At 55.2% G+C, this 26,488-nt stretch carries 32 protein-coding genes, 1 rRNA gene and 1 pseudogene; 15 read left to right on the top strand and 19 right to left on the bottom strand.

Features of this window, described 5'->3' with window-relative positions:
* A 5S ribosomal RNA gene (rrf, locus tag N5098_RS14055) occupies nt 1–122 on the top strand.
* A gap of 302 nt (nt 123–424) precedes the next feature.
* A complete protein-coding gene (locus tag N5098_RS14050) occupies nt 425–604 on the top strand; it encodes a DUF7836 family putative zinc-binding protein (RefSeq protein ID WP_267638505.1) in 180 nt (59 codons plus the stop codon).
* Nucleotides 605–606: 2 nt separating this feature from the next.
* Here N5098_RS14050 and N5098_RS14045 read toward each other — a convergent pair whose 3' ends face one another.
* The 6 genes from N5098_RS14045 to N5098_RS14020 all read right to left on the bottom strand — a co-directional run bounded on the left by N5098_RS14045 (nt 607) and on the right by N5098_RS14020 (nt 5,636).
* Nucleotides 607–1,011, bottom strand: a complete 405-nt coding sequence (locus N5098_RS14045; RefSeq protein WP_267638504.1) for a translation initiation factor IF-2 subunit beta — start codon at nt 1,009–1,011, stop codon at nt 607–609.
* A 53-nt stretch (nt 1,012–1,064) separates the two neighbouring features.
* Nucleotides 1,065–1,598, bottom strand: a complete 534-nt coding sequence (locus N5098_RS14040) for an acyltransferase (RefSeq protein ID WP_267638503.1) — start codon at nt 1,596–1,598, stop codon at nt 1,065–1,067.
* Between the two features lie 42 nt (nt 1,599–1,640).
* Nucleotides 1,641–2,972 carry a phosphoribosylamine--glycine ligase gene (purD, locus tag N5098_RS14035; RefSeq protein ID WP_267638502.1) on the bottom strand — a complete coding sequence of 444 codons (1,332 nt, stop codon included), beginning with the start codon at nt 2,970–2,972 and terminating at the stop codon, nt 1,641–1,643.
* Nucleotides 2,973–3,079: 107 nt separating this feature from the next.
* Nucleotides 3,080–3,895: an ABC transporter permease gene (locus N5098_RS14030; protein WP_267638501.1), complete on the bottom strand. Its 816-nt coding sequence runs from the start codon at nt 3,893–3,895 to the stop codon at nt 3,080–3,082.
* Nucleotides 3,892–4,722 carry an ABC transporter permease subunit gene (locus tag N5098_RS14025; protein WP_267638500.1) on the bottom strand — a complete coding sequence of 277 codons (831 nt, stop codon included), beginning with the start codon at nt 4,720–4,722 and terminating at the stop codon, nt 3,892–3,894. Before N5098_RS14025 ends, N5098_RS14030 begins: the two co-directional genes overlap by 4 nt.
* A complete protein-coding gene (locus N5098_RS14020; RefSeq protein ID WP_267638498.1) occupies nt 4,722–5,636 on the bottom strand; it encodes an ABC transporter ATP-binding protein in 915 nt (304 codons plus the stop codon). Before N5098_RS14020 ends, N5098_RS14025 begins: the two co-directional genes overlap by 1 nt.
* Here N5098_RS14020 and N5098_RS14015 point away from each other — a divergent pair.
* Complete coding sequence (locus N5098_RS14015; RefSeq protein WP_267638496.1) at nt 5,635–5,892, top strand: hypothetical protein; 258 nt, start codon at nt 5,635–5,637, stop codon at nt 5,890–5,892. The genes N5098_RS14020 and N5098_RS14015 overlap by 2 nt on opposite strands.
* A gap of 52 nt (nt 5,893–5,944) precedes the next feature.
* The gene (locus tag N5098_RS14010; RefSeq protein WP_267638495.1) at nt 5,945–6,124 is read left to right on the top strand and encodes a hypothetical protein; all 180 of its coding nucleotides are present in this window, start codon (nt 5,945–5,947) and stop codon (nt 6,122–6,124) included.
* A 110-nt stretch (nt 6,125–6,234) separates the two neighbouring features.
* Here N5098_RS14010 and N5098_RS14005 read toward each other — a convergent pair whose 3' ends face one another.
* Together N5098_RS14005 and cmk are read right to left on the bottom strand one after the other, a co-directional pair.
* Nucleotides 6,235–7,158, bottom strand: a complete 924-nt coding sequence (locus N5098_RS14005; protein ID WP_267638494.1) for an RNA-guided pseudouridylation complex pseudouridine synthase subunit Cbf5 — start codon at nt 7,156–7,158, stop codon at nt 6,235–6,237.
* A gap of 2 nt (nt 7,159–7,160) precedes the next feature.
* Entirely contained in the window at nt 7,161–7,742 is a 582-nt protein-coding gene (gene cmk, locus N5098_RS14000) for a (d)CMP kinase (RefSeq protein WP_267638493.1), read from the bottom strand.
* Nucleotides 7,743–8,227: 485 nt separating this feature from the next.
* Between cmk and N5098_RS13995 the strand changes: the two genes are divergently transcribed.
* Nucleotides 8,228–9,127 (top strand): type IV pilin domain-containing protein, encoded by a 900-nt coding sequence (locus N5098_RS13995; protein ID WP_267638492.1) that lies wholly within the window; start codon nt 8,228–8,230, stop codon nt 9,125–9,127.
* Between the two features lie 26 nt (nt 9,128–9,153).
* On the opposite strand, the gene N5098_RS13990 is transcribed toward N5098_RS13995, so the two are convergent.
* Complete coding sequence (locus N5098_RS13990; protein ID WP_267638491.1) at nt 9,154–9,882, bottom strand: 3-oxoacyl-ACP reductase family protein; 729 nt, start codon at nt 9,880–9,882, stop codon at nt 9,154–9,156.
* A 56-nt stretch (nt 9,883–9,938) separates the two neighbouring features.
* Nucleotides 9,939–10,109 carry a hypothetical protein gene (locus tag N5098_RS13985; protein ID WP_267638490.1) on the bottom strand — a complete coding sequence of 57 codons (171 nt, stop codon included), beginning with the start codon at nt 10,107–10,109 and terminating at the stop codon, nt 9,939–9,941.
* An 87-nt stretch (nt 10,110–10,196) separates the two neighbouring features.
* Here N5098_RS13985 and N5098_RS13980 point away from each other — a divergent pair, with 87 nt between their 5' ends.
* Together N5098_RS13980 and N5098_RS13975 are read left to right on the top strand one after the other, a co-directional pair.
* Nucleotides 10,197–10,361, top strand: coding sequence for a DUF7838 family putative zinc beta-ribbon protein (locus tag N5098_RS13980; RefSeq protein ID WP_267638489.1), 165 nt, complete (start codon nt 10,197–10,199; stop codon nt 10,359–10,361).
* 32 nt (nt 10,362–10,393) lie between these two features.
* Nucleotides 10,394–10,762: a response regulator gene (locus N5098_RS13975; RefSeq protein WP_267638488.1), complete on the top strand. Its 369-nt coding sequence runs from the start codon at nt 10,394–10,396 to the stop codon at nt 10,760–10,762.
* A 5-nt stretch (nt 10,763–10,767) separates the two neighbouring features.
* Here the strand turns inward: N5098_RS13975 and gcvPB are convergent, their stop codons facing one another.
* The 8 genes and pseudogenes from gcvPB to N5098_RS13935 all read right to left on the bottom strand — a co-directional run.
* Nucleotides 10,768–12,222, bottom strand: a complete 1,455-nt coding sequence (gene gcvPB / locus N5098_RS13970; protein ID WP_267638487.1) for an aminomethyl-transferring glycine dehydrogenase subunit GcvPB — start codon at nt 12,220–12,222, stop codon at nt 10,768–10,770.
* Entirely contained in the window at nt 12,219–13,553 is a 1,335-nt protein-coding gene (gcvPA, locus tag N5098_RS13965) for an aminomethyl-transferring glycine dehydrogenase subunit GcvPA (RefSeq protein WP_267638486.1), read from the bottom strand. Before gcvPA ends, gcvPB begins: the two co-directional genes overlap by 4 nt.
* A gap of 479 nt (nt 13,554–14,032) precedes the next feature.
* Nucleotides 14,033–14,368 carry a DUF7957 family protein gene (locus N5098_RS13960; protein WP_267638485.1) on the bottom strand — a complete coding sequence of 112 codons (336 nt, stop codon included), beginning with the start codon at nt 14,366–14,368 and terminating at the stop codon, nt 14,033–14,035.
* An 8-nt stretch (nt 14,369–14,376) separates the two neighbouring features.
* Nucleotides 14,377–15,048: a hypothetical protein gene (locus N5098_RS13955; RefSeq protein WP_267638484.1), complete on the bottom strand. Its 672-nt coding sequence runs from the start codon at nt 15,046–15,048 to the stop codon at nt 14,377–14,379.
* 224 nt (nt 15,049–15,272) lie between these two features.
* Nucleotides 15,273–15,470 (bottom strand): hypothetical protein, encoded by a 198-nt coding sequence (locus tag N5098_RS13950; protein ID WP_267638483.1) that lies wholly within the window; start codon nt 15,468–15,470, stop codon nt 15,273–15,275.
* Nucleotides 15,467–16,111 carry a hypothetical protein gene (locus N5098_RS13945; protein WP_267638482.1) on the bottom strand — a complete coding sequence of 215 codons (645 nt, stop codon included), beginning with the start codon at nt 16,109–16,111 and terminating at the stop codon, nt 15,467–15,469. The genes N5098_RS13950 and N5098_RS13945 overlap by 4 nt, the downstream gene beginning before the upstream one ends.
* A gap of 40 nt (nt 16,112–16,151) precedes the next feature.
* On the bottom strand, nt 16,152–21,344 hold the full coding sequence (locus N5098_RS13940) for a vWA domain-containing protein (RefSeq protein WP_267638481.1): 5,193 nt from the start codon (nt 21,342–21,344) through the stop codon (nt 16,152–16,154).
* Between the two features lie 166 nt (nt 21,345–21,510).
* A pseudogene (locus N5098_RS13935) lies at nt 21,511–21,655 on the bottom strand (IS1595 family transposase); the annotation flags it as partial.
* Between the two features lie 297 nt (nt 21,656–21,952).
* On the opposite strand from N5098_RS13935, the gene N5098_RS13930 reads away from it, so the two are divergent.
* The 7 genes from N5098_RS13930 (at nt 21,953) to N5098_RS13900 (ending at nt 24,573) form a co-directional block, all read left to right on the top strand.
* Nucleotides 21,953–22,225 (top strand): 50S ribosomal protein L37ae, encoded by a 273-nt coding sequence (locus N5098_RS13930; protein WP_267638480.1) that lies wholly within the window; start codon nt 21,953–21,955, stop codon nt 22,223–22,225.
* The gene (locus N5098_RS13925; protein ID WP_267638479.1) at nt 22,222–22,356 is read left to right on the top strand and encodes a DNA-directed RNA polymerase subunit P; all 135 of its coding nucleotides are present in this window, start codon (nt 22,222–22,224) and stop codon (nt 22,354–22,356) included. Before N5098_RS13930 ends, N5098_RS13925 begins: the two co-directional genes overlap by 4 nt.
* The gene (locus N5098_RS13920; RefSeq protein ID WP_267638478.1) at nt 22,356–22,607 is read left to right on the top strand and encodes a KEOPS complex subunit Pcc1; all 252 of its coding nucleotides are present in this window, start codon (nt 22,356–22,358) and stop codon (nt 22,605–22,607) included. Before N5098_RS13925 ends, N5098_RS13920 begins: the two co-directional genes overlap by 1 nt.
* A gap of 64 nt (nt 22,608–22,671) precedes the next feature.
* Nucleotides 22,672–23,052 carry a prefoldin subunit beta gene (locus tag N5098_RS13915; protein ID WP_267638477.1) on the top strand — a complete coding sequence of 127 codons (381 nt, stop codon included), beginning with the start codon at nt 22,672–22,674 and terminating at the stop codon, nt 23,050–23,052.
* Between the two features lie 9 nt (nt 23,053–23,061).
* Nucleotides 23,062–23,340, top strand: a complete 279-nt coding sequence (locus tag N5098_RS13910) for a DUF3194 domain-containing protein (RefSeq protein ID WP_267638476.1) — start codon at nt 23,062–23,064, stop codon at nt 23,338–23,340.
* A 46-nt stretch (nt 23,341–23,386) separates the two neighbouring features.
* Nucleotides 23,387–23,899, top strand: coding sequence for a bifunctional nuclease family protein (locus N5098_RS13905; RefSeq protein ID WP_267638475.1), 513 nt, complete (start codon nt 23,387–23,389; stop codon nt 23,897–23,899).
* Nucleotides 23,899–24,573 carry an HAD family hydrolase gene (locus tag N5098_RS13900; protein WP_267638474.1) on the top strand — a complete coding sequence of 225 codons (675 nt, stop codon included), beginning with the start codon at nt 23,899–23,901 and terminating at the stop codon, nt 24,571–24,573. Before N5098_RS13905 ends, N5098_RS13900 begins: the two co-directional genes overlap by 1 nt.
* 13 nt (nt 24,574–24,586) lie before the next feature.
* On the opposite strand, the gene N5098_RS13895 is transcribed toward N5098_RS13900, so the two are convergent.
* The gene (locus N5098_RS13895; protein ID WP_267638473.1) at nt 24,587–25,021 is read right to left on the bottom strand and encodes a DUF192 domain-containing protein; all 435 of its coding nucleotides are present in this window, start codon (nt 25,019–25,021) and stop codon (nt 24,587–24,589) included.
* A gap of 94 nt (nt 25,022–25,115) precedes the next feature.
* On the opposite strand from N5098_RS13895, the gene thiD reads away from it, so the two are divergent.
* Nucleotides 25,116–26,486: a bifunctional hydroxymethylpyrimidine kinase/phosphomethylpyrimidine kinase gene (gene thiD, locus N5098_RS13890; protein WP_267638472.1), complete on the top strand. Its 1,371-nt coding sequence runs from the start codon at nt 25,116–25,118 to the stop codon at nt 26,484–26,486.
* The last annotated feature ends 2 nt before the right edge of the window (nt 26,487–26,488 follow it).

Here is a 26,488-nt window from a genome sequence, read left to right as displayed (position 1 = left end):
TAAGGCGGCCATAGCGGTGAGGTTCCACCCGTACCCATCCCGAACACGGAAGTTAAGCTCACCAGCGTTCCGCTGAGTACTGGAGTACGAGAGTCTCTGGGAAAGGCGGTTCGCCGCCTCTATTCATCCCATCATTACCCTCATCCAGCAACAGCGCTGGATGGGGTTTTTTGCATATGTACAGCGTGGGTATCGATGATATTCAAATAGTTGAGCAACCAGTAACCCGGTCTTGAGGCAGTTAGCCCTTGCCACGCCGAAGCAATGCGCAGCTCTTAGTGACCTCCGACACAGCGACTTCGATGATCTTGACGCTGGGTCGCATCAGAATCTCTTGTCGAAGAGTGCTAAATGGACGTAACTACGCAGTATCTGTCAGACTGACACAAACTTTTTGACAACTGACTGTGTGATAACTATGTGCATGGAAGAAGCGTACGTCCGACTACTCTGTCCTGAGTGTACAAAAGAATGGCAAGCAACGCCAGACGAACTGCCCGAAACTCACCGCGTGTTACACTGTCCAAACTGCCACGCGAGCCGGCCCGTGTCTGAGTTTGCCCGTACCGAACACGACCTGAACACGCTCAAACAGCTCGGGTGAAGTTACCCCGAGGTAGGTGAGCGAGCGCCACAGGCGGCACACTGCAACAGCTCTGCTCCCTGTTCTTCGACGATACTCGTATCCGGTAGTTCACACTCTGAGCAGAGCACGAACCGTTCTGCGTAGGTTTCAAGCGCGTTTCGGATACGTCGCTCGCTGAACTCACCGGTGAACCGACCACGCCCGCTTTCGTCGATATGTGCACTTGTTCCCAGCTCATCCTGCAAGAATTTTAGTAGATGGTCTTCGTCGCGGTCGAGATCACGGCAAGCTCCTTGGAAGTTTTCGAATACCGTTGCGTGCCCCTCCTGTCGAACTTCGGGTTCTGGAAGTGAAAACCGGTCCGAGTTACCCTCGATATCAGGTGTCTCTTCAAGTCCCCTGTCAAGCATGTCGTCGTACTCCATACTCATCGGTATCGGCCGGAGCTTAAAGTGTCCCGCGTTTCGTCACAGTTCAGTTACTCCTCACCGGTGACTTCTGCTGGCACGCCTGCCACTGTCGTGTCAGCCGGAACGTCCTCTGTGACCAGTGAGTTTGCGGCGACTTGGGCATCCTCGCCGATTTCGACTCCCGGAAGCACGATAGCACCTGCGCCAATCATCGCGCGTTCGCCAATAACGACGGGTCCTGTCCGATATTCGTCCTGTAAAAACTCGTGACAGAGAATCGTCGCATCGTAGCCGATGACTGCGTCATCTTCGACAGTTATCAACTCCGGCCAGAACACGTCGGGCGTCGATTCGAGACCCCATGCGACACCGCTTCCGACGTCCATTCCAAGCGTCCGGAATAACAGTCGCTTGAGAACGAGGCTCGGACACAAGCGACAGAACAGGATGATAGTGTAGTTGACAACCACCCGGAGCAGGTTCCGGTCCCGATACCAGCCATGAAGCGAGTTGTGTCTGCCCGGTTGTGGATGACTCGTCATACGGCTGTGTCGCCGCTGTGTCGCTGCTTGCTCGTCGGTCCGGATACCGTCGTCGTCCATCACACATCCGTTTGCGGGGCAAACCCTTGAAACTGCAGGCTCTTACTCGCCGCGGAGCTTTTCTATGTGATCAATGCGTCGCTGGACTAGGGCCTCTTTTCCGATGTCCTGTCGCATTCGCAACCCGTCTTCGTCTGCCGCGCTAAGAGCGTCCTCAGCTATCGCTTCGGCGGCTGAAATTGTGTCCGCGACCCCAACGACAGCGAACGACCGCGAGGTAGTCGTGTAAATCCCATCGTCGCGCTCGTCGACGCTTGCGTAAAACAGGATTGCATCGCTGCCAGACTGGTCTGTCTCGTGTTTTTTGGCGATATTCGCGACAGTTTCCTCGTCAATAGTTACTTTCGCACCAGCGTTTGGGTCTTTCGGGTAGCCATCTGGAACCGCATATTTACAGACAGTTGCCTGTCGCTTGAAGCTGAGTTGTGGGAGTGACGTTCCCTCACGGGCAGCAACGAGTACATCAAGTAGCTCCGTGCCAAGAACTGGGAGCGTATTCATCGCCTCAGGGTCACCAAAGCGGGCGTTGAACTCGACAACTTTGATTCCATCGGCGGTCAGCATGAACTGACCGTACAAAATTCCCTTGTACCCATCAAGCGAGTCTACAACAGCCTGCATGATATCGACTGCGTCCATGTACTCCGCTTCGCTTTTGAACGGCAGTGCAAGACTTGCATCACTGTATGAACCCATTCCACCGGTGTTTGGTCCTTTATCATCCTCGTAGGCGCGCTTGTGGTCTTGTATCGCTGGTGTGACGCGCATGTCGCCGTTGGCGACAAACGCTTGGACGGTAAATTCCTCACCGACGAGCCGTTCCTCAAGCACTAGCCGCTCGTAATCTGAGCCACGGATATAATCTTTTGCCTCCTCAGCAGTCACCTGGTCGCCGATGACTTTTACACCCTTGCCACCGGTTAGCCCAGCCGGTTTGACCACGAGGTCACCATCAAAGCTGTCGACGTACTCGCAGGCGGCATCCATATCCTCGAAGGTTTCGAACGCAGGGAGGCCCGGCACGTCGTGTTCGTCCATGAATCGACGCTGGAATCCTTTGTCCGTCTCGATGCGGGCTTGTTTTTCGTGTGGACCAAAGGCGTACACGCCTGCATCGTCGAGTGCATCAGCAACACCGGCCGCCAGCGGTCCTTCTGGGCCGATGACTGCAAGCGTCGCGTCGACCTCGTTTGCGTAGGAACGGACTGCCGTGGGGTTAGTCGTCTCCAGCGTTTCGAACCCGTCGGCGAGTCGCGCAATACCGGGATTCCGATTACTAGCACAGGCGTAGAGTTCTGCGGTAGTGTCTACAAGCGCTCGTGCGACTGCGTGTTCGCGCCCGCCGCCGCCAATGAGCAGCACTGTTTCGTCCATACCGGAACCACCGCCCGTACCCAGTGTAAATGTTGCGCTCCCTAGTAGCCAGTGAAATTCTTGACGGGACTGAACGCGATTTTCGGCTGCGTAGTCCGGCCAAGCCGCTACAGGTCAGCAATCGAAAAGCGGATGTAGCCAATTCCAAGCGGGAGAACCACCCAGCCGACTAACACAAGAACAGCGACCCAGGCGTCAACGACCCAGGGTGCATCAGCGGCTGTGTATGCCGTCGCAATATCGAGGTCGAACAGTGCAGCAGTGAGCCGGTCAAATGACTCCATCGGTGACGCCATCTGGACGAACATTGCCCACGCTGGGCGGTCCACAAGCACGCCATTCTCGAAGCGCCAAAGAATGACCAACATTGCGTCCATAATTTGCTTCCAGAGGACGCCAAGGACGACGTATGCTCCGAATGCTCCCGCCGTCACTCGTCGGTTGACGGTTGTACTCATCGATAACCCAACTGAGATACCGAGGAACGCGGCCCCCAGTGCAACGCTCAGGAGTGCAAACAGCACGTAGTCGATGACTGGGAACGAATCGAACAGGAGGACGATGACTGCCGAGGCTCCAAGAAGGCTGACGAGGACCGGAATTGCTAGCACGACTGTTCGGCCAACAAACTTCCCGACAACCATATCTCGACGGGAGTGGGGAAGCGACAGCAACAGCGCAATTGTTCCGGATTCGCGCTCGTCGATAATGGATTTGTAGCCAAGAATGATACTCACCAGTGGGACAAACAGCACGAACCCTTGGGCAGTAAGCTCAATAAATTCAAGAAGCTCCGCATCACCTCCTTGGCTAAGATACGAAACGATTCCAAGATAGCCAATGAATACAACCAGCAGGCCCCACAACATTTTTGAGCGGGTTGCATCAAGGAAGTCTTTCCGGGCCACTGCACGCCAGCTCATAGGTCAGTCACCTCGAAACGCCAGTAGCCGAGTGAGAGTGGCACAACCACCCAGACCAAAAACAGGACCAGTCCGGCCCACTTGCCGAGATACCACGGTGTATCGGCCCCGAAATACGGCCCGCTGACGTCGTTTTCGATGAACCCCGTCACGAGCCGGTCGTACAACATTGTCGGCTCGATTCCGTAGACGAACAGGAGCCAGTCTGGTGCTGTGCCATCGATAACGCCGACTTGCTCCAGTGCGTAATTGAGTCCTTGGCGGACACCGTCCCAGACGAGCGCGAACAGGAAGTACGCGCCGAAGCCGCCCATCGTTGCCAGCCGCTTCGATGTGGTAAACGTCGAGACGGCAAGCCCGATGCCAAAGAAGATACCGGCGAATGCAGTTGTCAGGATCATATATCCGACGTAGTTAAGCAGCGACATCGCCGACACCGACCCGAACGGGTAGACAACGAGAGCGCCAGCACTGACAAGACTGCCGACGATAGCTATAAGCAAAAGCACACCTCGTCCTACCAGCTTCCCGAAGACGACTTCCCGTCGATTGTAGGGCAGTGATAGGAGGAGATTCAACTTGCCAGACTCGCGCTCGCCGACAATAGAATTGTAGCTGAGTAAGATTGCGATTAGTGGCAGTAGCAAGGAGACCGCCCCCGTCATAAAGCCGGCAAACCCACCCTTCGTCGGGTCGCCTTCAGTAACCGTCGGGTACGTGTAGCCGCCGACAAGAAAGACGAAGGCGAAAAACAACAGCAGGTAGTAGACAAGCTTTGAGTCTCTCGACTCGGCGTAATCCTTCTTGGCGATTACCTGCCATGACATCACCGGCTCCCTCCAGTGTACTCGGCGAACATGTCTTCAAGCGATGCTTCCTCAGTTCGGAAGTTCTCAACCTCGACCCCAGCGTCGTTGAGCTCGACGACAACATCGAGCTTTGCATCGTTCGAGCAGGTCACTTCGATCTGTGTATCTTCTTGACTGAGCCACGCCTGCTCGACGCCTTCTAGTGTCTCAATACTGTCAAGAACACCGTTTTGAACCTTTTCGACCTGTATCTGTAGCTTTGTCCCGCCACCGACGGACTCTCTCAGTCCCTCGATAGTATCGATAGTGGCCAACTCTCCTTGGTGGAGGATACCCACTCGGTCGCAGACAGCCTCAACCTGTTCAAGAATGTGACTGGAGAAAAAGACCGTTGCGCCGCGGTCTGCCTCCTGAAGAATGATATTCCGCATTTCGCGTGCCCCGTTTGGGTCAAGTCCTGTCGTTGGCTCGTCAAGGACAATAAGGTCTGGGTCACCAACCAGTGCCATCGCCAGAACGAGCCGTTGGGCCATTCCTTTCGAGAAACCGCCTGCCTGTCGGTCAGACTCATCTCGTAGCCCGACGCGACCGAGTAGCTCCATGGGCTCTTCCTCAGCGTCCTTAGAGCCGATAACAAACTCGAGATGTTGCCGTGCGGTTAGTCGGTCGTAGACTTCGTATCCTTCGGGGAGGACGCCCATTCGTTCGCGTGCTTGTTTTCCTTCTGACTGACAGTCGTGACCAAAGATACGCACGTGGCCTTCTGTTGGCCGGACAAAGTCGAGGAAAATGTTTATCATCGTCGACTTTCCGGCCCCGTTAGGGCCTAAAAAGCCGAAGACTTCTCCCTCCTTGACGGTAAAATCAACTCTGTCGAGAGCGGTCACTGTTCCGTATCGCTTTGAAATATTCTCCACTTGGATTGCTGCCATGTTGTTCGGGATTTGCACAGTACACTTAAAAGAGGTACCGGACTGTTTCTCCCAGAGAGAGGGTGGTTTTCCATCCGCCGCAGCGAACCTCGGACTGGAGGGCCGAATTGACCACGACGAGCGCTACGATAGGGCAGAAGAGTTCATGGAAGTCTGTTACGCGCTGTGGGTGCAGTCTTGGGAGGACGATGCCGTCGAGCGCGACGCGGACGCAGGCCAGTTAGTTTGCTGGCCTTGGAACGATATCGCCGGTTGACGTTGGCACCCCAGCTGACGTTGCAGACTGTATCGAACACTGGTATCGCGACTTGGGAGTCGATGGCATCAACGTCAAAGAGGTTGTTCGTCCAGAGACACTGACTGACTTTGTTGACCTTGCTGTTCCAGAACTGCGCGAACGTGACGTTCTGGACACTCCGACCGGTGAGACACTTCGGGAACAGAGTTGCGGACGAAGCAGGCTGCCATCGGGCCACCCCGGCCGCTGATACCGACGGCCGGGAGTTAACAGCTGTGTCCAACGCGGTCCCCACGAATCGGCTGTCGAGACAACTGGATACATGGAACTGAAAAAAGAGCCACAGTTGTCACAAATTGCTCAGACGACAACGCGTTCAAGTTCGACGACGGTTCCTGAATCAGCAACAGCAGAGCCGACAAAACGACCAAGACAGATTGCTGCCCCGTTTGGCGTATAACAGGCGACGAGGTCGCCGGAGGATGGCTGTGTATCACCGGTTGCGGGTGGAGAGACATCGATAACCCCGGGTGCGTACACTGGTGCGCCGTCCGTGACCTCCTCAGCAGCGCTTGGCGCAATCGTTACCCGGCCAAGAGGCGCAAGTGCACGTTCAGCAGGTGATACAACCTCACGCAAGGGTTCGTCGTTACCGTCTTCGGTCCAGAAGGCGAGTGCATCAGCAAAGTCTTCCATCGTGACGAGGTCGGTATCGTCAAATCGGCCAGTTGCTGCCCGTCGCAGGTCACCCATATGTGCACCGGTGCCAAGCGCTAGCCCGATATCATGACACAGCTTCCTGATGTACGTTCCTGCCTCACAGCGGACTCGGAGGAGAAGCTGTCGGTCACCTTCGTCGAGGACAGCGATGTCGTGAACCGTCCGCACTCGGAGCTGTCGCTTGACGGCGCTCTTTCGGGGTGGCTTCTGGTAGAGGTCTCCCACAAACTCCGACAGGGTTGCTGTCACGTCTGATGGGAGGGGGCCATGACACTCCAAAACAGCGACATACTCTTTGACGCTGTCGTCGAACACCTGTGCGATGCGGGTTGCCCGCCCAAGCAACAGCGGAAGCGAGCCGGTTACTTTTGGGTCAAGTGTCCCAGCGTGAGCCACACGGTCGACGGTGTGGTCTGTCTCAGCAGCAGCCAGCGCCTCCGCAATAAGGTCTTGTGTCCAATCTGCCACCTCGTGTGAGGATGGGCCGGGTGGTTTGTCGAGGCTGACGACGCCAAAGGAGAGGAGTTCGGCTGGCGACCGGTCCTCAGGTGGGGTGGGAAGCATCGTCACTCGAACTCGTACTCGATGCCGGTAACAGGCGTTTTGCCCTCGTCACTTACTGGGTCATACGATTCGACAGCGGACTCTGCGAGGTCGACGACACCTTCGGGGCTCCATCGGGCGGTATTGATAACAAGGTCATAGATAGAGAGATCCCTGATGTCGATACCGTAGTACTTCTGGTAACGGACGGACTCGCTTTCGGTGCGTTTTTCGGTTTCCTCGCGGGCCGTGCCGACGGACTTGTCCTCACGGTCAGCGATACGTTCGGCACGGACCGCAAGCGGCGCATCCAGCCACAGTCGAAGGTCGGCGTACTCGGCGGCCATCCAGCCTGCCAGCCGCGATTCGAGCACGAGCTCATCAGACTTCCGTGCAGTCGCACGCAGCCGTTTATCGAGGTCGCGGTCGATTTGGTCGTCTTCTTCGGCGAGACGGTTCAACTCAAGTGGCGTCATCTCTCGCTCGGCGGCGAGGTCACGGAAGATATCCCCTCCGGAGACGTGTTCGTACCCCAATACATCCGCCAGCGTGGCCGCAAGCGTACTCTTGCCGCTTCCGGCTTGACCGGAGACGGTAATCAACATACTCTACGTCTGAATGTCGGCCTAAAAGAGGTTGCGAGTTCGCCTCGTCTCTGCGTGAACTGGGTCCAGAACGCAGTTCTATCCGTCCGTCCTTGTCTGACCCCTCGGACAGTATCGATAAGACAAGATAGACAGTCTGGCGCGGTGTGACTGGCCTCTCAGCGCTCGGACACTGGTTCGAGAGCCCACCATACTGTTCAGCACTCTTCTCTCTGTCTCGGTCGTCGTTCTCATCCGGCGGGTCAATGTGCTCTTTTTAGGGTACAGTACCGTGTCATCCAAGACCATACAGGACGTTCGTGAGACTGTTGCCGGGCCTGAAATCGTCGACTGTTTTGGTGCGGTTCTTCCCTAATTTATGACCAGCGAGTCGGGGCCACTGCTTGTCTCTTTTCGGAGATGTTCTATGTCTCTAAGGCGACTGACCGCAGAGTATACAGCACAAGGCTAGCCAATTATCTTCTTTGAATACTCCTTGATAACGTATGCAGGGGGTCCAAACGGGGGGTAGAGCAATCTCGCCAGTCATCGGAGTCGTATTACTCGTCGCAATTGTGGTCGCTCTCGCAGCCGGTGCAGGTGCGATGATATTTTCCCTGACCGACGAAAGCGACCCACAACCCAACGCTCGACTCTCGCTTGAGCCAACCGATGACGCCAACGGAACGTTCGTGCTTAGACACGCCGGCGGCGCAAATCTGACTGGGGCCGAAACGCGGCTTATCGGTGTTGTAAGTGAGGATGCGCTTCTTGACGAACAGTTTGTCGCAGGCGAAGAAATCAAAGTCCGTCCAGTCACTGATGAGGTCACATTGGTCTGGTACGGCGAGAACACCGACCACGTCTTGCAGCGGTTCGATGTCGAACCGAGTTCGCTTCTGTACGACCCAACCGAAATCGACAACCGGTGTGACTGGGTGGCGGACGATGTCAAAGCCAATGGCGATCTGGATATGAGTGATGATAAAGGCATCTGCAACGTCAAAGAAGATCTCGACACAGCGATAGATGATGTCAACATCGACTTAGATTCGGGTTCTGCACTGATTGGGAATCTCGATACTGATGGTGATGTTGACCTCGATTCCTCTGATGTCGTCGGCTCTATTACGTCTGATGCGGACGATATTACAATCACGAGCAACAGCAACGTCTACGGCGATATCGTCGCCCAATCCGACACGAATATCGACATTGATGGCAACTCGTATGTCGACGGTGCTGTTGTCGTCAACGACGGCAGCCTGAGTCTGGACAACGTTAGCATCGACGGCCACGTTTACGCGGACGATTCGGACTTTCCCGGTAGTTGTCCGGATACAACAATCGGGCCGAGCGACACATCGTGTTCCGAGTACGACCCGCGAGACCCTGACGATTACTAGCTGTACGGAGGCGTTCGCTGGATATATTACCGCATATCCTCGCCGCCGTTGACGTTCAGTGTCTCACCAGTGACGAACGTGGCGTCTCGGAGGTATGCGACTGCTTCGGCAATATCCTCTGGTTGGCCGTAGCGTTCGACCGGAATCTCTGCTAACTCCTTGGATTTTTCTTCTTCGGTCCGGTCTGCGGTCATATCTGTCTCAATATGCCCGGGTGCGACTGCGTTGACGCGGATATCCGGGGCAAAATCACGTGCGTGTGTCCGGGTGAGTGTAACCAGTGCACCCTTCGAGGCAGCATAATGGCACTCAATTGGCGCACCCGTATGGGCCAGAATCGACGAGATGTTCGTGACAGACGGGTCGTCGTCTGAGGCGTTGAGGTGTGAAAGAGCAGCCTTCGTGACGTTGAACGCAGAGTTGACGTTTACATCCATCACGTTGTCAAAATCTGCCGGCGAAAGGTTCTCTGTGTAGACGTGTTGGTCGATACCTGCGTTGTTCACGATGTGGTCTAGGCCGCCAAACGACTCGACTGTTTGCTCAACTAATCCCGCGGCTTCGTCGGGCTCTGATACATCTGCACCGACAACGATAGCTTCTTGTCCGTGTTCCCGAACGATATCTGCGACGGCTTCGGCCTGCTCGTCGCTGGTATGATAGTTGACGGCGACGTTGTACCCGTCAGCGGCGAACCGAATAGCAGTTGCACGACCTAGTCCACGTGATGAACCCGTAACGAGTGCTGCTGGCATAGCTATAGCCACGATGCCCCGGGACTTGCAGGTTTTGGAAGCATAACGGTCGCGTGTTAGCGGCGCTTCTTGCCGCGGCGGGCCGAGACGGGTGCGTCCTCACCAAACGAGCGTTCACAGCTTGGACATACCCCTTCCTCATAGAAGATTGTCGGTCCCTCTCTGCGTTCTGGATTCCAGCGGACGAGATAGCCACACGCTTGACAGCGGGTTGTCTGGCGCGCCATAACTGTTATCGGTTGCCTGCCCGCTTAATCGTATCCCCCAAAAGAAAAAATAGAACAATTAAACAGTAGGGGTGCCTAAGCTTATGTATGGTAATGGAAATCGACCGCGAGTGCCCTAAGTGTGGCTCTTCGGGCTTTTGGCGGATGGCAAGCACCAATGTGCACATCGGTGAGAAAGTAAAGTGGAGTTGTAACGAGTGTGAGTATGGCTTTGTCACTATCGACGAGACTGTCGATACGGCGACGGCCTAAACTGCCAGTACAGACCTGCACTGATTCGAACAATGACTGAACCTATCGATGTCCTTCTCGTCGATGAAGACGAGGAAACACTCGGCCTCACACAGACCTTTCTGGAACGCAAGAGCGACCGTATTGTCACTGAAACTGAAACAAATCCCACACAGGCACCCGACCGCGCCGTTGAGGGTGGCTTTGACTGCGTCGTCAGCGATTATCGGATGCCCGAACTGGATGGTCTCGAACTGTGTACAGCAATCAATGAACGGACCGAAATGCCGTTTTTCTTGTTTACTGGAGCATCTGTCGACGAAGAGTCACTCAGTGACGCAGTCACTAGTTGCGTTGGAAAGGGTGCCGGTACCGAACACTACGATACGCTCGTCGCAGATATCGAAGCGGCGTTCGAGTAACTGTCTTACTCCTTATCAAGGGCCTGCCACGAGAGCCGTGGGCTTCGAGCAGCGCCAACTTGGTCGATACGCTGGGCAGCCGTTCGTTGGGGTGCGGCTTCGAGGGTCTCGTCGTCTTCGCTTGCGACCGCGTTGAATGCAGCAGCAAGCTGGTCGAGTGTTCGTTTGTTCTCTACCTCTGTTGGCTCGGTCATCAGTGCCTCGTCGACAATCTCGGGCCATTTTGTCGTTGGTGGATGGACGCCGTAGTCGAGCATTCGCTTTGCAGCGTCTGCGGCGTCTTGGTCGTCTGCGCTTGCGACGAACTCGTGGTGGAACGGCCCGAACGGAATTTCGAGGTCGACTTGATCGGCGAGATAGTTGGCGTTCAGCACTGACTTGGCGCTGGCGTCGAGCAGTCCCTCGTCGCCCAGTCGCCTGATGTACGCCGCCGCTCGGAGAAGGACCAGCCAGTTCCCGCCGAACCCGTGAATCTTCCCGATTGTCTCCGCTGGCTCGTAACGCTCGTACCCGTCGTCTGATCCACGGATGTGTGGCGTCGGGAGGTACTCTGTGAGGTCTTCGCGGACCCCTACCGGCCCTGCACCGGGGCCGCCCCCGCCGTGTGGCGTCGCGAATGTTTTATGAACGTTATAGTGCATGATGTCAAAGCCCATATCGCCCGGTCGTGCACGACCAAGCAAAGCGTTGAGGTTTGCCCCATCGTAGTAGAGCAGGCCGCCAACGTCGTGGACCATCTCCGAGATTTCGACGATATCGCGCTCGAAAAGACCGAGGGTATTGGGGTTTGTCAGCATGAGAAGGGCGGTATCCTCACTGATTGCGGCCTCCAATGCGTCGAGGTCGACTCGACCGTCTTCCCCGCTTGGCAGTTCGACCACGTCAAAGCCTGCCATCGCTGCACTGGCGAAGTTTGTCCCGTGAGCACTGTCTGGGATGATGATTTCTGTGCGGTCGTCGCCCTCGTGGTAGGCCTGTGCGATGAGGACACCGGTTAACTCACCTGCCGCGCCTGCTGGTGGCTGGAGCGTAACCGCGTCCATGCCGCCGATTTTGGCAAGATGTTCTTGGAGCGTGCCGTAAACACCGAGGACCCCTTGGAGCGTTCTGTCTTTCCGGTCGGGATGGACACCCGCATCTGGTATGGCCGCGACATCCTCCGCAAATTTGGGATTGTACTTCATCGTACACGAGCCAAGCGGGAACGGCCCAGTCTCGATGCCATAGTTCATCTGCGAGAGACGCGTGTAGTGGCGGGCCAGCTCCGGTTCTGAGAGGTCCGGCAGTTCGAGACTGTCGCGTGTCAGGTCATCGGGCAGCGGCGTGTTCACAGACACCTCGTGGCTATTTTTCTCCGAGAGCAGGGGTTCATACCGGTCGCCGTCGGTCCATCGGGCTTGGTCGTAACCGTCTTGCCGGTCGTTCTGTTGTCGGTCCGAAGTAGGTGTATCGTCGTTCATTGCGTAACCTCCTGGAGTGTGTCAACAAACTCATCGACGGCCGACTCGTTGGTTTCGGTCACACATATTTGGAGCAGGTTGTCGTCGATAGCGTGTACGCCAAAGCCTGCATCGGCCAGCTCCGACTCAAGCGTGTCGGCAGAGTGGTCTGTCCGTGCCACGAACTCGCGGAAGTGATGGCGCTCGTGGACCGGTGCAGTGACACCAGCAACGTCGTCAACTTGCTCGGCAACAGCCGTGGTTCGTTCAATGCAGTCTGTGGCGGTTTCAACGAGACCTTCTGGGCCGAGTGAGGCTGCATGAATTGCAGCCCGAAGCGCAACCCACGCCTGATTCGTGCAGATGTTGCTTGTCGCCCGCTCGCGACGGATATGCTGTTCACGAGTCTGGAGTGTCAGCGTGTATGTCCGTCGTCCGCTCTCGTCTTCGCTTGCGCCGACGAGGCGACCGGGCACCTGTCGGAGGAAATCCTCGCGGGTGGCGAACATCCCAAGCCCCATCCCGTACGCAGTCCCCAGTCCGAGCGTCGCAGCCTCTCCGATAACCACATCGGCTCCAACAGCCGCGGGCTTTTCGAGAACTGAGAGTGCAACAGGGTCCGAACCGAGACAAAAGAGCGCGTCGTGGCTGTCTGCAAGCGAGCCAATCTCGTTGAGTGAGTTCTCTATGACGCCGCGAACAGTTGGTGACTCAGCATAGACCATTACCACGTCGTCGCCGATTGTATCCGACAGTGCTGCTGTATCGACAGCGCCGTCGGCCATCGGGTACGTTTCGACTGTCAGGTCAGCGCCGTCAGCGTAGTTCTCTAGCACGCCCTGCTTGCCCGCGCGGAGTTGCTCAGGAATGAGCACCCGAGCACCGCTGGTTTCTCTGACCCGCGAAGCGAGCGTCGCAGCTTCGCCAAGCGCAGTCGCCGCGTCGTACAGCGAGCAGTTGGCGACACCGAGTCCCGAGAGTTCGACTAACATCGACTGGTATTCGAACAACACCTGGAGAAAACCCTGTGCGATTTCGGGCTGGTACTGCGTGTACGAGGTGAGAAACTCCTGGCGGTCAGCGAGATGGTCGACCAGCGACGGGACGTAGTGGTCGTAGTGACCGCGTCCGAGAAATTCCACGAGGTCGTCGTTTTCACCGAGTACCTCCCGCATTTCCGCTCGTACCTGTTGTTCACTACGAGCGGAGATGCCAAGCTCACCGTCAAATCGTACGTCAGCGGGGATATCGAATAGGTCAGCCTCCTGCTCGACACCGACGGCATCGAGCATTGCGTTTCTCTCCGAGGGTGTATGTGGCGCGTATGGACTGCCAGTATCGTGTGTACCCATTCTAGCTACAGCTTAGGAGTTCCCCTATGGATTCTTTTCGGTTCTTCCCTGTTTTGCTCTTGTGAGGTGATTGTTGGTACTACTGAGCGGTTGTTCCGGAGTCAAAGAGAACAATGGCACCGCGGCAGCAGTGCCCGACACGAATAATTCTGCTAGATCGTTCCTTCCTGAACAAGCCGAGAGAGAACTGCCTGACCACCACGAAAAACTAAGTTCTTATGTGATTTACCAGTCCGTATCTGCTGCTACCGCGGCGCAGATTGAGGCAGTTCCAACCTACCGCTCCGGTCAGACGAGAGCAACCGAATCTTGGTGGTTTCTTTTCACAAAGACTAATTCTCGTGTTCGTCGTTTTCCACCTGTGGTATTGCCGAGGAGCCACTGCAGACGGTCACCATCGACGCCTAACTGATTGGCGATATTCTCCATCCGAGCGACCAGACCTGGGTTGATTTTAATTCCTCGGTTGATGAAGTGTCTCACTTCACAAATTTGCCGTCGGATACTTCTCCAGTTTCTTTGTCAACCTTGTAGTTCATACCACTGAGATTGTACGCTCGAAGTTCACCATCATCATCGAATATGCCAGCATAAGAGTCGTAATACCCTTCTTCTGGGGCTTTCTCTATCCGCCAACGAATTGACCCATCCTTATTGACTGCTATGACATTTTGGTGCTTTTCCGGAAAATCTTCGCCATTTAATTTAAGCCTTATAACCACGAAATCATCGAATGATATATATTCTTCAATCGGGTGATTGAATTCAATCTCCTCACTATTTATTTTTAACACACTATTATTTATAGTTACCATTGTTTATCTTATGAACCTGAATTTAATTCCTGAGTGAGTTCCGATGATTTGTCAAACCAATCCTCCGGTAGATTGGGAAGCTTACTCTTCGGAAGGGTAAATTGTCGTCCACCACCAGCTCCGAAGTCGTTCGTTGCCACTTTCGCTGTTCGCATCGTCGTTCCTGCGGGTATTTCAGCCTTTGCGACTGTGTCGGGTGGATTCCCGGGAATAGCATATCGTGCTTGAAGCTCTGTCGTCGACATTGTGGTAATATCGTCTGTACTACGCAAAAGGAATCGGCCTGCCTTGCTATTTCCTCCCTCGGTATACATTCGATAGAATTCAACATTGTCCGTAAGCGTGAACTCTGTGACAATGGACTGCTCTGGATAAACATCGTCCCAGCTAGGCGGATACTCCTGTTCCTGCACTCTTCGACCAAGATAGAAGTTATCAATCGAGGCCGATTCTTGAATTCGTTCAACACTGTCTAGTCCATACTTGACACTCTCACTACCGACTCCCTGGTTACTCACCACACGAACCCACGACTCACGCAACCCATCGTCTGCGAGTAACTCCCGGGACTGCGCTCGTTTCCCGGAATCCAGTTTGTCGTATTTCTGGGCCACACGCGAGAGATCGCTAGCGCCAATGTCGCTATCGCCGAGCACCTGTCGAAGCGTCTCGGTGTCCAACTCACCGACAAACTAAATTCCACTCCCGTCAGGTGTTTTACTGATGAGTCGAGCGGCTCTTGTCTGACTATCTGCATCTCGCTCATCAACTTTGGCGACGGCTTGTTGAACATCGCCAGCATCGATGGCACCATCTGTGTACTGACGGACCAGCGACTGCCGGAAGGTGCTGGCGTCAGGCCCTTCGATATCGGTGGGTTGGTGGAGCTGGCCCTCACAGTAAACTAATCCTCGTCGATATGTTCGTTCAGTGTCGTCGCTACTTCCTCGGAGCGGGTGACAAACGTTACTTCTTGGTCTTCGATATCCACGCCGTTTGCCCCTTGGGTCGCGAAGAACCGCGCCGCCTGTTCTCGGACATCATCTAAATCAGCATCAATTGCCCGCCGTGCTGTAAAGTATCGAGCCTCGCTATGAATCAAGACGTTTGAAACGACCCTTCCAAGGGTGTCACCGCGTCGTCGATCAGTTCGACGATTTCCATATTCGACTCACAGCCGGGGAAATCGCGCGTGGCGACGACCATGATCGCACCATCATCGAGTTCTTCGATATGCTCGGCCGGTAAATCGAGCAACCACTCGCGGCCGTACGCCTCGACCATCTCAGGCGGGAACAGCATCAGCCACGTCGGGTGCTCGATTTGGTTGTTCGCAAGACTCTCGTCGCTGACTGGTGCTGGTATGTTATACTCCTGTTTTCCTTCTTCGATCCCATCAATTGTCCAATTGTTTATGCCGAATACATATATCGGGTTTATTTTTTGATAGAGGCGGGATATGAACCCAAGATCAGTTCTGAGTTTCTCGGAACCATCATCTGGTGATGTGTATTTATGACCAGGAACGCTGAATACCACGGTTCCTGCATTGGCTAATTCTGATACCATTGGTGATTGAGCAGAATGAAGTCCGCCACTAACAGATCCATACAGTTTGAGACGGTGATCATTTCTTTGAAGATAGTCTGGTTGGCTATTATTATCCAGAAGGTCAATACAGTCCTGAAAATCTCTCTCTTCATCTTTTACTATAAAATATGTGACCAAGCGAGATTTGTCCATACTGTAGTTCTACTATGCAGGTGGAAAAATTTTGGTAGCCTTAGCTACTTACGTCTGGTGATGTCTGGACCTCTATCCATTCATAATCAAGTTCATCACGTAGTTCGTTAGCGAGGCGCTCTGTCCGCAGGTAGACTACCATCCTATCATTATTCAGATCCGCACCATTTGCCCGTCGTGCTGTGAAGTACCTAGCTGCCTGCCCCTCAAGATCTTGTGCGAGCTGTGCTGCATAGTCATCCGGGTCTTCGCTGTCTGGTATTTTTCGGTTCTTCGATTCGTGGTATATCGCGACACCGTCGTCACGATACTCGACCGCATCGAATTCTTTCTGGTTACTCCGAATGGCACTATCAACCAGACTTTCATCCCTGACGTCATACATTTTTTCGGAGATATCTCTAAGTTCCTCGTTTCCAACCTCGGAGAAATCGACATCGGGTTTCCAACTGAGTCGAATTTCATTACCAGCTTCTGACAAGAAACTCCCAACTCGGATTTCTAATGTTGCCCCCTTGACTGGCGTCTGGGAAGCACCTGATGATGGCAAGTCAACGAGATAAGAGCCACTTCCAGCGTCGCCTGATTTCCCTGCGATTCGCACTGCACCCTCAACATTCTGGGCGTCTTCTAGGTCGTCAAGGCCTCTGGCAATCTCTCCGACAACCTCTGTCGCATCACCCGCATTAGGATATATTTGGCCTACCCAGTTATTCGGTGACAGGTGGCCACGTGAATACTCTTGAACAAGGCCAACTCGGACTTGACCAGCGAGATTATCTGGAAGCGCGGTTCCACTCGTATCAAGGGTCATCCCAAGCACGTCATCGATGGTGGAGCTACTGGCATCTGCGAGGAACTCGGCACCACCTTCTCCGCTGGTTCGTCGGACCAACAGCGCTGCCCGCTGCTTTTTCTGGCTATCATCTAGCGCTTTAATCGTGTCAACAACCTCCGCTGCATCGATGGACCAGACATTTCCATTGTTAGCAACTGAGGTTTTCAGTGCGCGACGGAACCGATCACCGTCGATACAGTCGTCTCCAGCCATCGTCTTGACAGCGGCTTCACTGCTCCCGGCGACAGCACAGCCTATCGAGAAGAAATCTGAGACGATCTCCTGATCGAAGTCTGTGAGCAGTTGCACGGAACTGCCGTCAGGACTCTCAGAGATGAACTGCATCGCCTGGACCTGCGCGTCACCATCGAGATTCTCCACTTTCTGGATGGTCTGTTGGATATCGGCTGCGTCGACGGCACCCTCGGCGTGCTGGCGGACTAGCGACTGCCGGAAGGTGCTGGCGTCAGGCCCCTCGATATCGGTGAGTTGGCGGACTGCCGAGTCGTCCAACTCACTCAACAGCCGGAGTGCCTGGCCGTCAGTCTCGATGACCAACTGTTTGGCGCGCTGGGCGTTTACACCCTCAAGATTGTCGATGCGACGAACACCGCGATTGATATCACGCGTTCGGACAGCACCATCACCACCGCGGAACACTGCCTGGCGGTAGGACTCGTCGATTTCGTCGGTACCTTTCGAGAGTTTGTGGAGCGTTTGGGTATCGAGCTCTTCACTGACAACACCGCGGCGTATCGCGGCTCCGGCGGTTCTCGCACCATCAATCAGTCGGCGTGCGCCGGCTTTTGTCAGGTCTTTCGTCCGGATGAGTGTGTCACGGACTCTGAACTTCGTGTTTTCAACAACGCGGTTTTTAGCATAGCTGGCTCGCCGTGCGGCCGAGACTGCTCTCCTGAGACGACTGTCACTGAGACTACTGACGAGGTCGCTGAGTCGCTGCGAGGATTTGACTGCTCTGGTGACCTGCGCCCCCGGCGAGAGCATCTGCACCGCGGCAAACGAGATGTAGCCTTTGAACCAGTTGACGCGATAGCTTTCGTAGCGGGTGGATTGATCGTCTGCATCGTATGGATTGTTCTGCTCTTGTTGCTCGTCGATTTGGCCGGGGATCTTGTCGATGTTGTCGATAACTTCCAGAATCCGCGTCATCGCCTGGACGTATTCCACCGGATCGTTCAGGAACGCGCGTATCCCGGCAACGCTCTCGCCAGCACCGGCTAGGAAACCTGACTGCAAGGCCAGGTACCGCGCGATAACGTCACCAGCCAACCCACGATCGGCGAGTTCGTCAGCAGCCATCGCAGGCAAGTTCCCTCGTTCGATTGCAACCGTTCTGGCGGTATTGCCATAGCGGTCGCTTGCGCTGACCGACACTTCTGCTCCCTTGAGACTCCCCGCAATTCCTTCCCAGAACCCACTGGAGAACTCACTCTCAATATCGTCCCAATCACTTTCGAGTGGATGCTCCCGTTCGAGTTGCCCGTCTTTCAGTACCTGTGCCTGGCCAAGACCACCGGGATCCTCGAACATCGCGTGCACAGTGTAATCGACTTTTGCCTGGAGTGGTGGTTTGTTCCAGGCCCAGTAGGTGACCGCAATCTCTGGGGGCCGCATATCGAACAGCGTGGGTTGGAGGCCCTCTTCGACAGCAACCTGGTCAGGAATGCCGTCGCCAGTGGTATCGCCGGCCATTGGATTCGTTCCGAGATCATTCTCAGTACCATCACTGAGGCCATCACCGTCTGTATCCGCAACGAACGGATTCGACGAGACTTCTTCCGTCTCGAAGTACTCGTCCTTAATTGCGCCCAGGTCTGGGTCGTCGCTGCTCTGGAGTGCTTCCAGATACTCAATGGAGTCGTTTCGTGCTGCAGTATACTGAATCGGCTGCCAGCCGCTCCGTTCTTTGCCATCATCGAGACCGTCACCGTCTGTGTCCGCACGTGCTGGATGGTCGCCTACCCAGCGCACGCGCGTCTGGAGTAGGGTCGACTCGCCTTCTGAGTCGACTCTCGTCTCGACAGTGACTGACTCACCATCCAACAAGCCATCGCCGTCCGTATCTGGAACCCGTGGATCGGTGTTAATCCGTCGCTCTTCGCCTGTCCCAAGATCTGCCTCACTCACGACCTGCGGAATCGGTGGATTGGCCTCTTCGACTGCATCGGGAAGGCCATCGCTATCAGAATCGACTAATTTGACTCTGTCTTCCTCGACCCGCTCGAATGCATCTGGCAAATCCCTTGGTTCTTCTGCGAAGTAGTAGCCCCCACCAGTGGCGTTTGCAATCTCTTGAAGGACTGCTTCATTGATATTGCTTGTCACTCCAACGGTGTTGATTGTAATTCCGTCTTCAGCCGCACGCTGGGCGGCTGCGACTGGATCTTCAGCTAAGTGCTTCGCATCACCCACGAGAATCATTACCGGCTCATGATCCATGGCGTTGCCCTGGATGAGTGCTTCTCTGCCGCGCTCGATTCCAGCAGTTAGATTTGTTGCGTCGATAGAGACATGGCCACACTGCTCTCTTATATACTCGGAGCTTATCCGTGAAAGCCCCTCTCTTACTGCTTGGGTATCTTGTGTCAGCGGAACTTCAACACAACTCACCGTCGCGAACTGTGTCAGCCCAATTCGCTCGTTCTCGTAGGTAGCGTTCGCAAATTTTCGTGCAGCCTCTTTTGCAAAGGGCAACTTGTCGGGCTCCATGCTGGTGCTGACATCGATTGAGAACATGAAATCGGCTCGCGCCGTCCCACTGCCGTCACTGTCGTTGAGCGACCCGACAACGTGGCGGTCTTCGAGTGTAATTGTCTCTGTCAGCATGCTATTCCATTCTTGGGAGTCGAAGACGGCGAAAAAGGAGAAGTGCTCGACATCCGCCGAGAGCATTCCCGTCTCTGGATTGTACTCCCCGCCAACCTGGGTCCATCCACTCCCATTGGCACGTGTGGGGTCCCACGTGTACATCGAGAGATTCTCGTTAACACTCGCGGGGCTCCCCTCTACCGGCAGTCGGACCGTCGCCTCGGTAATCTCTGTACTGTTCTCGACGCGAACCACCGGACTCGCCCGGAACGCAGTGTCGTTCTCTGACGTCTGATCTTCAATCGAGATATCGTCCTCGATGAGGCCGGGACCTTCGACATCCACGATTGCACCGGACTCGTCGTCTTCGACTTCAACTTCGACTTCCTCGTCAGGAGCGGGGCGATCCGGGATAACGTTGCTCTCGTCGATGGACATCTCAAGCGTTTCCTCGACGGTTCGCTCACAGTTGCCCAGGGTAACGCAGACGCCAAGGAAGGGCTGACGTTGGGATGTCGCTGACACGGTAACCGTTCTGTTCGCGAGGTCTTCACCGAGAGGGATATCGACTGTCGCACGCGCACTGGTGTCTGCCATGGTGCCACCGGTCAGACTCACCGTCCGCGTCTCGCCATTCTCAAACGAGAGTGTTGCGTTCTCGTATCGATGAGGCCGAATATCCGACAAGGAGATGTACACGGGCGTCTCGTAGGTACCGTTGGTCTCGATGGCTGGCCCGTGTTCGAGCGAGAGCCCTGGGTCGACGGCCTCTTCGACGGTATCGAGTGCAATCTGGGAATGTTCCCAGGCGAGGCGATAGTGCCAGATTGCTGAGGTCGACGAGCCAGAGCTGTCGCCCCAGTCACGCTCGGCTGCGGCATTATCTAGTGCGACTTCAGCCTGTGTATATAAGAACCCACCAAGTTCGTCTTCGTGGGCACGCACGGTCTGTTGTGCCTGGTAGTGAGCGAGCGCGGCGCTGACGTTGCTGGCCGTTTCAATCTCGGTTGCGGCGGCGTCGAGAGCGGTCTCGTTAGCACCAAGAACGAGAAGTTCGTTCAGCGACGAGAGCGTCTGTTCCTGATAATACAGGGCATCAGTCGAGTCAGCAAAAAAGCCGGCACGATACTCGTCGATAGAACTGTTGAGCGCGTCGATCGCGTCATGCTTGACGGCTTCAGTAAAGTCATCACTCGTGTTGAGTCCGGCAATCATCGTCCGTGCGTTCCGAAGTAGTGCCACGGTCGAGTTGGCCTCGATTTCTGGAATCGTGATGTTCTGTTCGAGTGAGTGCGTCTGTGTTTGAGTGATAACAGTCCCTTCTTGTATGTCGTCGTAGGACTCGGTCGCGTTCGTTCGGTTTGTTGATGCTGTGACGACTGTGTTTGACTGGCTCCATGTTGAACCTGTAGAGACAGTGTCCTGTTGCGTGCTCGACTGGGCAGGTGGTTGTGAAGCCACCCCAGCAGCCAACGCGGGCGATGCGATCATCGAGAGAACCAACAGCAAAGCAAATGACACAGCAATTGCTTGCTGTCGTAGTCTACTGTCAGCAGATGAATTCATTATCACAAAAGTCTCTGATTCGGTATTATATATATATATATTCTTATACAAATAAGTAAATTATAAATCGTCATAGATGGATCTTGACGAGGTCTTTAGTATGATACTGGTTAGTATACAGATCTCAAATACGTATACGCTCTTAGACAAGAGATTGTTGGTTGCATCATAGCACTGTTTCGAGGATGGTTTTGAGTGCTTCTTCGCCGGGTTTTCGGCGGACGTGTCTTCGGTAGATGTAACGTTCTGAGGTAGGGTGTACACTTGTATTTAGAGACTTCTCGATGCGGCGAGATCCCCTGTCGCGCCAGCAAACCTGTGCCGGCAAATTTGCGGCCCGATGTTCCGAGACGAACGCTTTTTACCGGAACACGCTTTGCCGGGTGGCGCGGCCCCAACCACCTCTTGCCGTTGTGACTTCCAGTTACTGCTCCGACTCACCAACAATCCGTTACAAAAGAGCGTTCTTATCTTGCTGTTAGACCATTCTCGGGCGAACGGACTAGTTTTGTCAGTAGAACACAGCAACGTTTGCTCCCTCAACGACTCGTCTCTCTCCGTCCTAACTCGCAGGGTTTATTTGCACGCTGAGCGGAAGTTGTCGTACTATGAGCGACAACGACAACAAGGTCGGGAGTGCCGGCCGGTTTGGCGCACGCTACGGCCGCGTTGCCCGACGGCGCGTCGCGGAAATCGAAGCGCAGATGGAAAATGCCACCGTCGATGGCGACGATGTAAAACGCCTTGGCACTGGTATCTGGGTTAACGAAGAGACCGGCGAAAAATTCACCGGTGGCGCATACAGCCCCGAGACGCCGGCTGGCGAGACAGTCACACGCTCTATCAGCGCAGCGCTGGGAGAGGAAGAGGACGAGGAATGAGCTACAAGTGCTCCCGCTGCAAGCGCGACGTGACGCTCGATGAGTACGGTGGTGTACGCTGTCCGTACTGTGGTCACCGCGTCCTGCTGAAAGAGCGGAGCCGCGACATCAAAGAAGTCAGCGTCGAGTAGTGACTCGCGACCGCCACGACACTGTTCTCACGCTCGACTACGCCTCTATTGAACAGGCCCGCCGAGTTACACGAGCAATCGAGCCGGAAATTGGCGATATTGATGACGACCGGAGCAGCGTTTCGTTCTCTCGACACGGTGGTCGTCTTGAGATTCATATTGTTGCCAGCGACAGCGTTGCACTCCGGGCGAGCGTGAACACGTGGCTCTCGCTGGTGGATGTTGCCGAACGAGCAGGCAACGTTGCCTAGCATAACTCGGCCCCTGAGAGATGAGATGCGCAGGTTTAACAGTCCGGGTCCCAACGTGCCAGATATGCAAGGAAACCTTCCCCCGGAAGCACAAGAAAAGCTCGAAGAACTGCAGGACCTTCAGGAGACAGCACAGGAGGTCGCCACGCAAAAACAGCAGGCGGAGACACAGCTCACCGAGTCCCAGACGGCGCTTGAAGAAATCGAGAACATCGACGGAGAGACGCAGATGTACCGGAACGTCGGCGAACTGCTCGTCGAGACCGAGTACGAGGAAGCCAAAGACGAACTCGAAGAGAAAGTCGACAGTCTCGAAGTCCGCGTTGAGACCCTCGACAAGCAAGAAGAGCGTGTCCAAGACCAGTTCGAAGAGCTTCAGCAAGAACTCCAGCAGATGCTCGGCGGCGCAGGCGGCGGTCCGATGGGCGGCGCTGGCGGCGCATAATTACTGTCTATGACAAACGATTCGGGCAGTTCGAACGCCGATTCAGCGCAGACAGAAATCGACGACGAGGTTGTCGTCGAGACTGCGGCCGAAGCGGCGGAATCGGTTATCTTCTCTCGGTACGACAGGTCAGCAGTCTCGGATGTTGACATCCATGTTACGTTCGAAGACGAGATGTTGGAGGTCGATATCTACCTGGACGCGCCGGAGGGACGCAAAGACCCAGAACAGGTTGTAGATGATGCGGCACTGGCCGCAAAAAGTGCGGTTGACGACCTACTACTCTAAACTGGACCGTCGGACTCTTTTTGACCCTCGGCTTCTATATTAGACCATGGAACACGAGGCAACAATCGAGGGCGTAGGCGTCGGCGTTGGCGACGATAGTCGGCTCCCTGTCGTTATTTTAGAGGCGCGTGAGCGTCTCGTTCCCATATTTATCAGCGCAGACCAGGCCCAGTCGATGCAACTTGCACTCGACGGTGAACCCTTCGAACGACCCTTGACACACGATCTGTTCGTCGAAATGGTCGCCGAGCTCGGTGCTGCAATCGACCGTGTCCGTATCGATGACCTTGCCGACGGAACCTTCTATGCCAAAATCGATATGGAACAGTACCACGGCGGCGAGCGGAAACAGGCTGTTTTTGATGCCAGACCTTCCGATGGTATCGCTCTTGCACTGCGCGTTGACTGCCCACTGATTATCAGCGATGAGGTCATTGATGAAGCTGGAAAGCCACCAGAGGCGTTCGAGTCAGAGCACTCTTCAGGGACGCCGTTTGGTGATGAAAAAACACAGGATGACGACGACCCATTCGGCGATACTGGAGACGGACCATTCTGATGACAGGATACGACTCACTCGTACTTGATTACGATGGCGTTCTCGCGACGGTATTAGACAAAGAAGCCCGAACTGAAGCGTGCTGTCGCGTAGCTTTCGAGGAGTTTCTCGATAGGGACGTGACGCCACAACGGGAAACAGTCCAGAGGCTCTCTCGAAGTGTCACGCCCGAGACAGTCCACACACTCAGCAGGCAACTCGATACGACAGCAGACGCATTATGGGAGTTTCGGGACGACATGCTCGCCACTGTATTGAATGAAGCAACGACTGCAGGGAGAAAACGGCCATACCCTGATGTCGGGGCGCTTGCCGACCTCAAGGTCCCACTTGGTATCGCAAGCAACAATCAGCGTCGTGTCGTTACCCATGGCCTCACAGAGTACGAGATGGTGTCCAAGTTTGAGACGGTTCATGCACGCGAACCACAGTTAGAGAGTCTCCACAACAAGAAACCTGCACCGACATTTCTGGAATCGGCATGGGCTGACCTTGACAGTCAAAACCCGCTGTACGTCGGCGACAAGGAAACAGACGTGTTGGCGGCACAACGCGCCGGGATGGATGTCGCTCTCATCCGGCGAGACCACAACCGTGACCGGAACATTGGGCACGACCCAACTTACGAGGTTTCTTCTCTCGATGCGGTTGTCTCGTTGTTCGAGTCTGGCTGAGTTTGTGTAGCGGCTACTCCGAGTCGGTTGTGTCGCTATCTCTATTTTCGAGAATCACACTGTCACCGACAGAAACACCGTCTGCGTTGCCAGCAGGCAGTTCGATAATTCGGTCGGCTCGTGCTATCCCGATGCTTCGCCAGGGATGCATTCGTGAGACACGGACGACCTCGTCACCGTCTAACCAGAGTACATCCAATGCCATACGAACAAACAGCATATGGACGGACTGGAGGGGTGGACCACTCGAAAACGGGAGGAGTGTGCCCCCACCGACTTCCATCACGAGCGCGTAGTTATCGGGCAACGTTGCACGGAGCATCAGTCCGCGTGCGGTTGAGAACAGTGAATCCGCAATGTCGACCTCAGTCGCGAGTATGTTCCTGTTTGCCGACGCTTTCTCGCCGAGTGTGTCATCTCCCTCGTGAACGAGGCGCAGGTCTGCCATGTCCTGTATCCACGATGGCACGGTAAAAGTCTATTTCCCTATTCTGGTCCTACTGTTTCACCACTAATTTGTACTATCAACTAATATTTTGTGTATGAGTAGACAACACGCCCCGGTCACGCCACCAGTTGTGCTGACACTTGCTGGAAGTGATTCTGGTGGTGGTGCCGGAATCCAGGCTGATCTCAAGACTATCGAAGCTACCGGTGGGTTCGGAACCACCGCAATCACCAGCACCACCGCACAGCACACGCGTGGCGTCGAAAGCACATACGTCCTCCCGCCAAGCGAAGTAAGGGCACAGTGTGAAGCCGTTTTCGCTGACTTCGACGTACAGGCTGTCAAGACAGGCATGCTTGCGACTGCAGATATCGTCGAACTTGCAACCGAACAGGTCCAGAACAGGACCGTTCCGTCTATCGTTGACCCTGTCATGGTTGCCACGTCGGGGGACCGTCTGCTTGACCCAGCAGCCGAATCAGCTTACGAGGACCTCATCAGCGTTGCGACACTGGTCACACCCAACGCTGACGAGGCAGAGGTACTGACCGGTATCGATGTCTCGGATACGGAGGGTGCACGCACAGCAGGCGAGCGGATAGTCGAGATGGGAGCAAACGCGGCGCTAGTCAAGGGCGGACACATCTCCGGCCCCGAAGTTGCTGACGTTCTTGTCACTGAGTCTGATGTCGAGACGTTCGTCCATACGCGGGTCGATACCGAGAGAACACACGGCTCTGGCTGTGCGCTTTCAGCGGCGATTGCAACCCGTCTTGCTCACGGTGAGAGTCTTTCACGGGCGGTCAGCTTCGGGACAGAGTTGCTCGAACAAGCTGTCCGGTACGGCCTCGATGTCGGTGAGGGACCCGGAACGGTCCATCACCTCGTCGACTTGCGGAATCAGGCTGCGCGGGAGCCAACTGTCGAAGCCGTCCACGATGTAGTCACGCAACTCACCGAACGAGATATTTCGTGTCTCGTTCCCGAAGTCGGAATGAATGTCGTCGGTGCGACACCGTACGCCGAATCCCCTGCTGAGTGTGCGGCTGTCGAAGGAAGAATCACACGGACACTCGACGGAGTGAACCCGAACCGCGGCGTCAGGTTCGAGGCGTCGAGTCACGTTGCTCGGTTTCTCCTCGCTGCCCGCGAGTACGAGCCATCGTATCGGTTCGCGGTGAACTGCCGGTTCGATGAGCGGGTCAAGGAAGCACTCGACAGCTTCGAATGGACAGTCGGCCACTACAACCGGAGCGAACAGCCCGAGGCAGTCACGTCTGTTGAGGGAAGCACAATGCAATGGGGCGCAAAACAGGCGTTCAAAGGGAGAGATTCAGCTCCGGTTGCGGTATACGACCCTGGCGCAGTCGGCAAGGAACCGATAGTCAAACTCTTAGCAGCCGATACGACGACACTGGTCAAGCGGGTTAGGAAGCTGTTGGACTACTATGCTGTCGAGAGCTAGCC

Source organism: Halovenus rubra (assembly GCF_026586665.1).
In the GTDB taxonomy this organism is placed as follows: domain Archaea; phylum Halobacteriota; class Halobacteria; order Halobacteriales; family Haloarculaceae; genus Halovenus; species Halovenus rubra.
The sequence above is the reverse complement of the archived record's forward strand: the minus strand, read 5'-3'. Positions and strand labels throughout refer to the sequence as shown.